The following is a 10,934-nucleotide window of genomic DNA, read 5'->3' as shown; positions in this document are numbered from 1 at the left end:
GTACCGGCACCGGTACCGGTCCGGGTGCGGGGATGGTCGGGGGCGGGTGCGGGGGTGTGCCGTTGCCTCGGGCGCAGGTCCTGGTCACCGTCCCGGTCCTGTCCCTGCTGGGCGCCACCGGGGAACCGGCCGTCCTGGACGGGCACGGGCCGATCCCGCCGTCGATGGCCCGCCGCCTGATYGCCGGCGGCGCCGATTCCTTCTACCGGGTCCTGACSGATCCCCGGGAYGGGGCGCCGCTGGAAATCGGCCGGACCAGYTACCGGCTTACGAAGGCCCAGCGCCACTGGCTGCGGCTGCGCGATGGCAGGTGTTCGTTCCCGGGCTGCAGCAACCATTCCCTGGATAACGAAGCAGACCACCTCCTGGCCTGGGCCGACGGAGGCACCACGGGTATTTCGAACCTGGGCCAGCCGTGCCGCAAACACCACCGCCTCAAACACGGCTCCGCGTGGACACCCACCGGGGCGGGCAAGGACAACCCGCCCGGGTGGATTTCACCAACGGGCCGGTACTACGCGAGCGAACACCAGGACTGGGAACCACCCCACTGGCCGGACCACATCCCGGCCACGGACACCGGCCCCGACGAAAGCCAGCCCGCAGAACCGCAACTGCCCCGGGACCCCTTCCCGGACTGGCACCACTTCACGGCCGGGCACCACTTCCGGGTCACCGACACGGACGACCCGGACTGGCCAGCACCGCTGGACGACCCGTTGCCGGAGCGCTTCCTGCTCCGAAGCGCCTGACCCACCAATGGCAGGCTGCGGCGGCGCGGCCAGCCAACAATACTGGCGGCACGCCTCTTGCCGTTCCTACGCCGTGCCGCCGCACAAAATGTGTCCCGAACCCGATGACCTCTGGCCCTGTTTAGCGCAACTTCTCGGCCGTTGACCGGATGGTTCCGGCATCTCGGCAGCTGCCCGGGCCCTCGCCCTGTGGACATCGCAGGCCGCGACAGGCTGACACCGGGCCCGGCGCTGTGCTGAGATCTCAAGCGGCCACGTCTCAGTACGTGTAGAAGCCCTCGCCCGTGGAGACTCCGAGCTTGCCCTGGTCGATGTAGTTGTCCTTCAGGTACTCGGCGAATGCCTGGGACCCGGCGTTTGGCGAGGCCGCGGCGATGTTGTACGCGGTCGTCAGCCCGACGACGTCGTAGATCTGGAACGGCCCGCTCGGCGCCCCGGTGGCGATACGCCATGTCTTATCGATCGTTTCCGGGCTGGCGACGCCTTGCAGCAGCAGTCCGGCGGCCGCATTTAGGAGCGGGACCAGCAGCGAGTTCAGGACGTAGCCGGCTTTCTCCTTTTTAATCTCGATCGGCTCCAGCCCGCTGTTTCGGGCGAACTCGACGACGGCGTCGAACACCGCCGGATCGGTTTCGGCCGTGCCCATCACCTCGGCGATGTTCTGCGCCCAGATGTTGTTGGCGTAGTGGATGGCGAGGAAGCGGTCGGGGCGGCCGGTCGATTCCTTGAGATCGCTGGGCAGCAGGGTTGACGAGTTCGTGGCGAAGATGGTCCTGGCGGGGGCGAGATCCGCGAGCTTGCGGTAGACCTCCCGCTTGAGCTCAAGCAGTTCGGGAACGGCCTCGATCACGAGGTCTGCGTCGGCCACGGCGTCACCGAGGTCGGCGGTGAGGCGGAGGTTCTTCAGCGCTGCCTCGGCCTTGCTCTCCCCGACGCCGGCAACGTTCGCTGCCCGGTAGATGCCGGCGAGCCGGGCGAAGCGTGCCCGGGCCTTCTCAAGGGCCTCGGCGTCGACGTCGTAGGCGGTGACGGCGAATCCGTGAAAGGCGGCCTGGTAGGCGATTTGGGAGCCGAGCACTCCGGCGCCGAGCACGGTCAGGATCTTGACGTTGGGCATGTGCGCCCTTCCTTTCGAGGCGGGCGCTACGGGCGTCCGGGGTTGACGGACCCGTAGATACTGCGGATCCAGATGGTTGATAAGACATCCAGGGCGCGGGACTCCGCGATGGCGGGACTCTCCTGGTTGAGGACGGCGGTGATTACCCGCTCGTTCATGAGATTGAGGCTCACTGCCAGGTCACGGGCGTCGATTCCCTCCGGCGCCGCCCCGCGGGCCTGCTCCGACTGGATCACGTCGCTCGAGAAGTCGACCCAGGACTGCATCGACTTGGACCAGAGGGCACGCACCTCATCGTTGCGGGCGCGGGCTGCGATCGCCGCGGTGCCGACGCCGCGGTGGGCCACGAACACCTCGACGAACATGCCGATGGAGCGTGTCCAGGCTCCGGCGGGGTCGCTTTCGAAATCCCGCGGCAACCCGCCGACCCGATGTTCCACCTCGGTGATGACACGGTCCAGCAGGGCCAGCAGCACCTCGTCTTTGGACGCGAAGTAGAAGTAGAAGGTGGGGCGCGAAATGCCGGCGCCGCGGGCCAGCTCCTCGATCGAAATGTCGTCGAAGGCGCGCCCGCCAAGGAGCCCCTCGGCGGTGACAAGAATCGCGTCCTGGCGCTCATCCCCCGAGACCCTTGCAGTCCGTCGTCCTCGTTGAGCCATGCGCCCATCCTAGCGTGGGCTTTCAACACGGTGTTGACTCTGTCGACTTTAAGTCGATAGCTTGGCCTGATGAGCGAGCACGTAGATGTGTTAATTGTCGGAGCCGGGCTGAGCGGCATAGGTTTTGCCAGCCGGCTGAAACGCGAAGTCCCAGGGAAGACATTTGCGATCCTGGAATCCCGGGGTGCGGTGGGAGGTACCTGGGATCTCTTCCGGTACCCGGGGATACGTTCCGACAGCGACATGTACACGCTCGGCTATTCCTTCCGGCCCTGGGCCGGCGCCAAGGCGATCGCCGACGGCGATTCGATTCGCGAGTACATCGAGGCGACGGTGGCGGACGAGGACCTGGCCTCGCAGATCCGGCTAAATCACCGTGTCGTGTCGGCGGACTGGTCCAGCGAAACCGCCCTGTGGACGGTCACGGCCGTCCCGACGTCGGGCGGCGAGTACCGGCAGGGCGATGCGGCATCCGGTCCCGACGAGACGGTCACAATTACCTGCTCATTCCTGTCCGTTTGCTCGGGATACTACCGGTATGACGAGGGATTTACCCCGGCCATTGAGGGTGCCGACACCTTCGCCGGATCGATCGTCCACCCGCAGCATTGGCCGGCTGACCTCGATTACGAAGGCAAGCAGGTGGTGATCATCGGCAGCGGGGCCACCGCCGTGACACTCGTGCCGTCGATGGCACAGTCGGCTGCCAAGGTGACGATGCTGCAGCGCTCCCCCACCTATATCGCTCCCGTGCCGTCCCGGGACCACCTGGCCGACCGCCTCCGGGGCAAGCTGCCCGCGCAACTGGCGTACGACGTCGTACGGGCAAAGAACCTCCTCTTTTCGATGTTCACCTACCAGCTCAGCCGACGGCGGCCGGAGACGATGAAGGCCATCCTCCGCAAGTCGGCCATCGCCAAACTGCCGCAGGGCTTCGCGGTCGACACGCATCTGGCTCCGTCGTATCAGCCGTGGGACCAGCGGGTCTGCGCTATCCCGAACGGCGACCTCTACCGAGCCATCAGTGCAGGCACTGCCGACATCGTGACCGACAAGATCTCGCGGATCACTCCGGACGGGATTGACCTGGTCTCGGGCGGCTCGCTTCCCGCCGACGTCATTGTCACAGCGACAGGACTGAACGTGCTGGTCATTGGCGGCATGACCCTGACGGTCGACGGCGAGCCGGTGGACGTGGGCAAGACCTTGACCTACAAGGGCATGATGCTCGACGGCGTTCCCAACTTTGCGCTCACTATCGGCTACACCAACGCATCGTGGACCCTCAAAGCGGATCTGGTCGCAGGCTACGTCTGCAGGATGCTGAAGCACCTCGACCGTCGGAACCTGCAATGGGTGGCACCAAATGCACCCGCCGACGTCGCGAACGCTGAACTGACCTCCCTGATCGACCTGAAGGCCGGCTACATCCTGCGCGGCGCCGACCACCTGCCCAGGCAGGGTGCGGGTTCGCCGTGGCGGCTGCACCAGAACTATTTCCGCGATTTCGCCCTCCTCAGGGCCGGCCGGCTCACGGACCACGTGCGGTTCGGCCGGCGCGGCCAGGCGGTGCGGGCGTCCGGACGGACGACGACGGCGGCGGCAGCGCTGGATCCGCTCCACCTCCCGGGAACCGGACACATCGACGTCGACGGCACACGGTTGCGCTACAGGAAGACCGGCAGCGGGGACCCGGTGCTTCTCCTGCACGGCATCGGCCAGAGCCTTGATGACTGGAACGAACAACACGAGCGGCTCTCGGCACGCCACACCGTTTACAGCGTGGACCTGCCCGGCTTCGCGTACTCCGAAAGGCTCTCCGGGCCGGCGACTTTGGCGAAGCTCGCGGACGTCCTGCCCGCTTTCCTCGACGCCTTTGGGGTGTACGAACCGCTTCCCGTGCTGGGCAACTCGCTCGGGGGCGCCGTCGCCATGAAGTTCGCCGCCGGCCATCCTGACCGCGTCTCGGCCCTGGTTCTTGCCAACAGCGCCGGATTCGGCAAGGAGGTTGCGCTGGTTCTGCGCCTGCTCGCGGTCAGGCCCCTCGCGGCAGTACTCATGCGTCCGGACCCGGCGGCATCACGCCGCACCGTCCAGTCGATCTTCTACGACAAGGCCCTGGTGACCGAGGCGCGCATCGGTCATTCGTTCGCTCTGTCGCAGCGGGCGGCGCACCGTCAAACGGTCACGGACATCGCCCGCGATCTGGGAACGATCTCCGGCATCAGGGCCGAATGGCGGACTGACCTCGTTGAGGCCCTGGCGAAGCTGGACCTTCCAACGCTCGTGGTCTGGGGCGACCACGACCACGTCCTCCCGTTCAGCCACCTCGAGGCAGCGTTGTTGGCGTTGCCACATGCTGAATCGCACGTCTTTGCGAAGACGGGGCACATGCCGCAGATCGAACGGCCGGACGAGTTTGCGGACGTTGTGGAGGACTTCCTCTCCCGGGTCCCGGCGGCCAGCCAGACGGCACTTCATTAATGGAAGTTAGCTTGGGCCCATAGATACGCGGCTGGATCAATCCCTGGTTTCTGGATGCAACCCTCTGATGAGTCCTGCCAGGGCTGCCGGAATGGCGAACAGACCGGCGATCTGTGGAGTCAGGGACGGGGGCGTCACGATCATCGTCGCCATTCCCACGAGCATCGCCGGCGCGGCCACGCAGATCGTCACCCACAGCCGGCTACCCCGGATCTGCGACCATATGGCTGCCGCAAGCGACGTTACAGAGCCCGCGAGCATTAGCAGCCTGCCCACGCGCAGCCGCACGATGAACTCCGGTTCCGGAACGTAGACGAAGAATGCCGTCCGTTCCAGGGCAATGACTGTCAGGACGATGGAGACAACGACCAACGTTGCCCAAGGCAGCGACCTTGCCCTCCACCACGGGCGGACGACATAGCGTTCGTTGCCGTTCTGCGAACTCACCACAAAGCGAGCCTAGCGGAACAACCAGCGGGTCCGTGAGGGCAACGAGGCGATCCGGGCCGCCGGCGGCCGCACGTCATCTGGCGGAAAAGCGTACGACGGTCCCGACGGGGTTATCTCTTCTCCGCAGGTTCAGCGGGCGCTCTTGGGGCGGGCGCTGTGCACGTTGCGCCAAATCACGAGAGATTCCGACAGACAAGGACGAGGACGTCGGCTGTCGCCCACCCCCGGCCAAGCTGTTACATTTATGCGGTTCCAACCCTCCCGAAGGTCAGCGGTGCCCATCTCGGGAGCCCAACGGCTCCCCTGCGTCAACGGCACCCTGCCGGTCTCCCACGGAAGCAGGTCCAACGGTGTCCCTGTCATCACGATCATTATCAGTCGCGACCTCGTCACGGCGTCGCGGCACTGGCTTAGCCGCCGCGGTGCTGGCGGCCGCGCTCGGCGTCTTTGCATCAGCACCGGCTGCTGTCGCCGCGCCGGCGGCCTCGACTCCCGACCTCGGCCCAAATGTGGTCGTCTTCACGCCCGATATGCCGCAAGCCCAGATCCAGGCAAGGGTTGACGACATCGCCAAGCAGCAGGTCGACAGCGAGATGGGTACGGGCCGCTATGCCCTGCTCTTCGAGCCGGGAACCTACGGTTCCGCCGCGAACCCGCTCGTGTTCCAGGTCGGCTACTACACGGAGGTCGCCGGCCTCGGCGCATCCCCCGACGACGTTACGATCAATGGCCACGTCGACGTGTACAACCGGTGCAGCAACGGTACGGGCAACTGCATCGCCCTCGACAACTTCTGGCGCTCCGTCTCGAACCTGCACATCAACGCCGTAGGCGGTAGCGGGTGCCACGGCTCGGCAGAGTTCTGGGCGGTCTCCCAAGCCGCTCCGATGCGCCGGGTCCACGTAACCGGGCAGCAGCTGTCCTTCATGGACTACTGCACAGGTCCGTCCTACGCGAGCGGGGGTTTCCTTGCGGATTCGAAGGTCGACTCGGGGATCGTGAACGGGAGCCAGCAGCAGTTCTACACCCGTGACAGCAGCATTTCTCGTTGGTCGAACGCCGTGTGGAACCAGGTCTTCTCCGGGGTGCAAGGGGCCCCGGCGCAGTCGTTCCCGAACCCGCCGTACACCACGCTCGCTGCCACGCCTGCGGCGCGTGAGAAGCCGTACCTGGTGCAGGGAAACAAAGGCATGTCGGTCGTCGAACCTTCCGCGAAGGCGAACTCATCCGGCGCCGGCTGGGCCACGGACGGCTCCCCCGGCCGCTCCATCCCGCTTTCGGACTTCTTCGTCGCGAAGCCAGGCGATTCCATCAGCCGGATCAACGCAGCTCTCGCCGGGGGCAGGAACCTGTTGCTGACGCCCGGTGTCTACTCCGTCGATCAGTCGATCCGCGTCAAGCGGGCAGGCACGGTCGTGCTCGGACTCGGCCTCGCCACCTTGACGGCAGAGAACGGTTCCACACCGCTCGTCATCGACGACGTTCCCGGCGTTGACGTTGCCGGTGTCACGGTCGATGCGGGCCCGGTCAACTCGTCGGTGCTGGTCCAGGTTGGCACGAAGCATCAGCGCGGCCAGGGCGGCTCGAGCGCCGCGGACCCGATTTCTATGCAGGACGTATTCCTGCGTGTCGGCGGCCCGCACGCCGGGAAGGCGACCGTCGGCGTTCAGGTCGACAGCGACCACGTGCTGCTCGACGACATGTGGGTCTGGCGCGCCGACCACGGCGTAGGCGGTGTCGGCTGGACGCAGAACACCTCCGACACCGGCCTCGTCGTGAACGGCGACGACGTCACAGCCACCGGCCTCTTCGTGGAGCACTTCCAGAAGTACAACGTGATCTGGAACGGCGAGCGGGGCAAGACGGTGTTCTTCCAAAACGAGCTGCCCTACGACGCTCCGGACCAGGCCGCATGGCAGCACGACGGTACCCTCGGCTACGCCGCCTACAAGGTGGCCGACACCGTCAAAACCCACGAACTATGGGGCGGCGGCAGCTACATCTTCACGAACGTCGACCCGAGCCTGCACGCAAGCCACGCGTTCGAAGTGCCGCAGACCGCTGGCGTGAAGCTGCACGACCTGAGCACCGTCTCGCTGAACGGCGCCGGCACTATCGACCACGTCGTCAACGACACCGGCGGCGCCGTCACACCGACGCACCAGGGGCCGGAAACAGTCACAACCTACGGCGGCTGACTGCCTCGACAGACCACGCGGGTGCCTTAATAGTCCTTTGACTAGGAGGGCACCCGCCTGTTCGTCGCGGCGTGAAACAGCGGGCGGCACCGTCATAGGCTACTTTGGAGACCGGACACTGGCGGCCTGGCCTCGGGCCCCGAAAGAAGGACTGAGTGGACATGGATGCTGGTACGTGGTTTCTCAGTCGCGCTGAGCGGGGGAATCTGGCCACAGACGTACACGCGGGCGGTGCCGGATCGCCGTCGTGGTCGGAGGGCAACCTGGTGCGGCCCCTGATTCATGGAGCGACCTACTTCGCCCGGCTGCATGAGGAGCTGACGGCTCTGCAGGCCGGAGACCGCGTGTGGTTCACCGACTGGCGTGGCGACGCCGACGAGCGGCTGCTCGCGGACGGACCGTCGATCGGCGACGTGCTCGCGGGCTTGGCCCGCGCGGGAGTGGAAGTGCGGGGCCTTGTCTGGAGATCCCACGGAGAGCGCGTATCGGCCCCGATCAGCGGCCGATCCAACGAGCTCCTCAGTCGTCAGGTCAACGACGCCGGCGGAGAGGTGCTGCTGGATCAGCGCGTCCGCCTGTTCGGCTCCCATCACCAAAAACTCTTCGTGATCCGCCATCGTGATGATCCGTCGCGGGACGTCGCGTTCGTTGGTGGCCTCGACCTTTCCCACAGCCGTCGAGACGACGCCGACCATGCGGGAGACCCGCAAGCGGTGAGCATGGATTCCCGGTACGGGAAGCGGCCCCCGTGGCACGATGCCGCCCTCGAACTACGCGGCCCCGTCGTGGCAGATGTCCTGGCAGTGTTTGCTGAACGGTGGAACGACCCCCATCCCCTGGACCGGCGCACCCCCTACCGGATGCTGCTGCAACGCCTGGCCCGAATGCCCCGGCACCCCGAACCGCTCCCGGCCACCGCACCGCCACCGCCACCGGCGGGCCCGCACGCCGTGCAGCTGCTGCGCACGTACGGGGTGAAACGCCCTCCGTTCCCGTTCGCGCCCGAAGGGGAACGGAGTATTGCCCGCGGCTACGCCAAAGCCTTCGCCCGCGCCCGCTCACTGATCTACATCGAGGACCAGTACCTGTGGTCCAGAGAGGTCGCAGCCGGGATCGCGGAGGCCCTCGTACGGAATCCCGACTTGAACGTGATCGTTGTCGTGCCCCGCTATCCCGACTCCGACGGTCCAATCGCAGGGCCGGCTATCCGGATCGGGCAACTGCGTGCCATCAGGATGCTGCGCCGGGTCGCGCCGGACAGGGTCGGCGTGTTCGACCTGGAGAACAGCGCCGGAACCCCGATCTACGTCCACGCCAAGATCTGCATCATCGATGACACCTGGATGACCTGCGGCTCAGACAACTTCAACCGCCGATCCTGGACCACCGACAGCGAGCTCACCTGCGCCGTAATCGACACCACTGTTGACAACGGGGAAACTCCCGGGACAGCCGCCGGCCACGACGTATCCCGGCCGCTGGCCCACGGCCTCCGGCTCCAACTCTGGGCGGAGCACCTTGGCCTGGACCAGGACGATTCCCGGCTCCTCGACCCGGCGGCCGGGCTCAAGCTTTGGAACACCGCCGCAGACGCCCTCGACCAATGGCACGAAACCGGGCACCGTTCGCCCCGCCCTGCCGGACAGGTGCGCCACCACACCCCGGAGCCCGTGCGGCCCCTCCAGCGTCTCTGGGCGGTTCCGATCAGCCGCTTCGTCGTGGACCCGGACGGCCGCCCCCGCCGGCTGCGTGGCACTGCAGAGTTCTAAGCAAGCGAGGCTGATCGGCATCGGGATTGCCGGCGAGCGGATCATCCGCGGCCTCGAAGGGTTAGATTGGCGCCGTCGGTCCGGCCGGCATCCATGGCGCCGGCTGAAAGGAACGGCCCCGCACGCGTACGCGTGCGGGACCCGATCGATCTGCCGCGCGATGTGGTATCCAGCCAGCAGCAGTTCTGCACCCGTGACAGCAGTACCAATGCCAGCGTTACCTGGGCACAGTGAGCTGCTGGGTCCCTCATGTATTGAAAGCTCAGCGCTCTCCGGGACGATAGCTGGGTTCATGCGATCGGCCTGCGGGAAGTAGTACCACGCAGGCCGATCGCATGAGGCGCCATCTTGTTCGGTGGGGACGGGATGCCGACACCCTATTTCATGCTGATGTTATGTCACCCGTCGTTGCCGGCGGGCGTGGTGGTGATTGTGTAGCCTTCCAGTTTGTTGGCAGCGAGTGCGTATTTGTTGTCGAAGGTGTCGGAGATGGTGACCTTGGAAGTGTCAACGCCGATGGTTTTCTCCATGTCGAAGATGACCTTCGGGCCTCCAGCAGGCATGATTCCGTCCGGCAGGAACTGGCCCTTGTCCTGATTCAGACCGGCCACGTACTGGTCCTTGCTGATGGTGCTGTTCTGGACGTAGGAGGCCGGCAGCTTGTCTGCAATTTCTGCCGCCGAGTGGCTGTTGATCCAGTGCATGGTGTCGACAAGTGCGTTGACAACTTTCTGCGCGGCGTCCTCGTGGGTCTTGACCCAGTCGGACTGCGCGAGGAGTCCCGCGGCAGGTGACTCCCCGCCGAGGGCGGCCTTGGCTCCGTCGGCGGTGGCGAGGTCGATGGCCGGAACCGCGAGGTTCTTGTTCTCGAGTGCGCCCACGGTCGGCTGAGTGGTCATGACGCAGTCAGCGGACCCGCGCTGGATGGCCGCGATCGCCGTTGCTCCGGATCCGACGGCAAGGGTGTGGTAATCGCTCTTCGAGAGACCGGCCTTCGAGGCGATGAACTGGGTGAGTTCATCAGTTCCCGACCCGAGGTCGGTGACTCCGATGGTTTTGCCCTTGAGGTCGGCCCCTGAGTGGACGTTGGCCTGGGGGCTGCACATGATGCGTTCGCCTGGGGCGCCGGACAGCTGCACGAGGTTGGTGACGGCCTTGCCCTTGGCCTGGAAGTCGACAGTGTGGATATACCAGGCACCGGCCATGTCGACCTGCCCGGACGCCATCGCCTCCTCGGCACCAACGCCGCCCTGCGACTCGGTGGAGAGCTCGACCTGGACACCGTACTTCTGGTAGAAGCCGAGCTGTTGTGCAAGCTGGTACGGCAAATAGATCTGCTTGTCGATGCCGCCGACCATGAGCTTCACGGTCGGCATAGTGCTGGTGTCGGCGGCAGCACCGCCGCTGGCGGTGCTGGTGTTGCTTGCGGAGCTTGTGCCGCAGGCCGCGAGGCTGAGTGCGATCACTCCGGCAGCGCCGACGGCGTAGATCTTGTTCTTCATCAT

At 66.0% G+C, this 10,934-nt stretch carries 8 protein-coding genes; 4 read left to right on the top strand and 4 right to left on the bottom strand.

What is annotated here, in order from left to right; all coding sequences use genetic code 11:
* The coding region (locus tag AC1DCZ_RS10335; RefSeq protein WP_476974496.1) for an HNH endonuclease signature motif containing protein at positions 1–752 on the top strand (752 nt) is incomplete at its 5' end.
* A 259-nt stretch (positions 753–1,011) separates the two neighbouring features.
* Here the strand turns inward: AC1DCZ_RS10335 and AC1DCZ_RS10330 are convergent.
* Both AC1DCZ_RS10330 and AC1DCZ_RS10325 read right to left on the bottom strand, forming a co-directional pair.
* Complete coding sequence (locus tag AC1DCZ_RS10330; protein ID WP_476974495.1) at positions 1,012–1,869, bottom strand: 3-hydroxyacyl-CoA dehydrogenase; 858 nt, start codon at positions 1,867–1,869, stop codon at positions 1,012–1,014.
* A gap of 26 nt (positions 1,870–1,895) precedes the next feature.
* Positions 1,896–2,528 carry a TetR/AcrR family transcriptional regulator gene (locus AC1DCZ_RS10325; protein ID WP_476974494.1) on the bottom strand — a complete coding sequence of 211 codons (633 nt, stop codon included), beginning with the start codon at positions 2,526–2,528 and terminating at the stop codon, positions 1,896–1,898.
* Positions 2,529–2,597: 69 nt separating this feature from the next.
* Here AC1DCZ_RS10325 and AC1DCZ_RS10320 point away from each other — a divergent pair, with 69 nt between their 5' ends.
* Positions 2,598–5,012, top strand: a complete 2,415-nt coding sequence (locus AC1DCZ_RS10320; RefSeq protein WP_476974493.1) for an alpha/beta fold hydrolase — start codon at positions 2,598–2,600, stop codon at positions 5,010–5,012.
* 36 nt (positions 5,013–5,048) lie between these two features.
* On the opposite strand, the gene AC1DCZ_RS10315 is transcribed toward AC1DCZ_RS10320, so the two are convergent.
* The gene (locus AC1DCZ_RS10315; RefSeq protein WP_476974492.1) at positions 5,049–5,459 is read right to left on the bottom strand and encodes a hypothetical protein; all 411 of its coding nucleotides are present in this window, start codon (positions 5,457–5,459) and stop codon (positions 5,049–5,051) included.
* Between the two features lie 425 nt (positions 5,460–5,884).
* Here AC1DCZ_RS10315 and AC1DCZ_RS10310 point away from each other — a divergent pair, with 425 nt between their 5' ends.
* Complete coding sequence (locus AC1DCZ_RS10310; protein ID WP_476974491.1) at positions 5,885–7,660, top strand: adenylyl cyclase; 1,776 nt, start codon at positions 5,885–5,887, stop codon at positions 7,658–7,660.
* A gap of 266 nt (positions 7,661–7,926) precedes the next feature.
* The gene (locus tag AC1DCZ_RS10305) at positions 7,927–9,429 is read left to right on the top strand and encodes a phospholipase D family protein (protein WP_476974490.1); all 1,503 of its coding nucleotides are present in this window, start codon (positions 7,927–7,929) and stop codon (positions 9,427–9,429) included.
* A 398-nt stretch (positions 9,430–9,827) separates the two neighbouring features.
* Here the strand turns inward: AC1DCZ_RS10305 and AC1DCZ_RS10300 are convergent, their stop codons facing one another.
* Positions 9,828–10,934: an ABC transporter substrate-binding protein gene (locus AC1DCZ_RS10300; RefSeq protein WP_476974489.1), complete on the bottom strand. Its 1,107-nt coding sequence runs from the start codon at positions 10,932–10,934 to the stop codon at positions 9,828–9,830.

The organism is Arthrobacter sp. 10N418 (assembly GCF_056394725.1).
Note: the sequence above shows the minus strand (reverse complement) of the source record. Positions and strands in the feature narration are given on the sequence as shown.

Bases quoted from the DNA above. Each gene is read 5' to 3' on its own strand.
- AC1DCZ_RS10330 (WP_476974495.1), bottom strand. From the start codon at position 1,869: ATGCCCAACGTCAAGATCCTGACCGTGCTCGGCGCCGGAGTGCTCGGC.
- AC1DCZ_RS10325 (WP_476974494.1), bottom strand. From the start codon at position 2,528: ATGGCTCAACGAGGACGACGGACTGCAAGGGTCTCGGGGGATGAGCGC.
- AC1DCZ_RS10320 (WP_476974493.1), top strand. From the start codon at position 2,598: ATGAGCGAGCACGTAGATGTGTTAATTGTCGGAGCCGGGCTGAGCGGC.
- AC1DCZ_RS10300 (WP_476974489.1), bottom strand. From the start codon at position 10,934: ATGATGAAGAACAAGATCTACGCCGTCGGCGCTGCCGGAGTGATCGCA.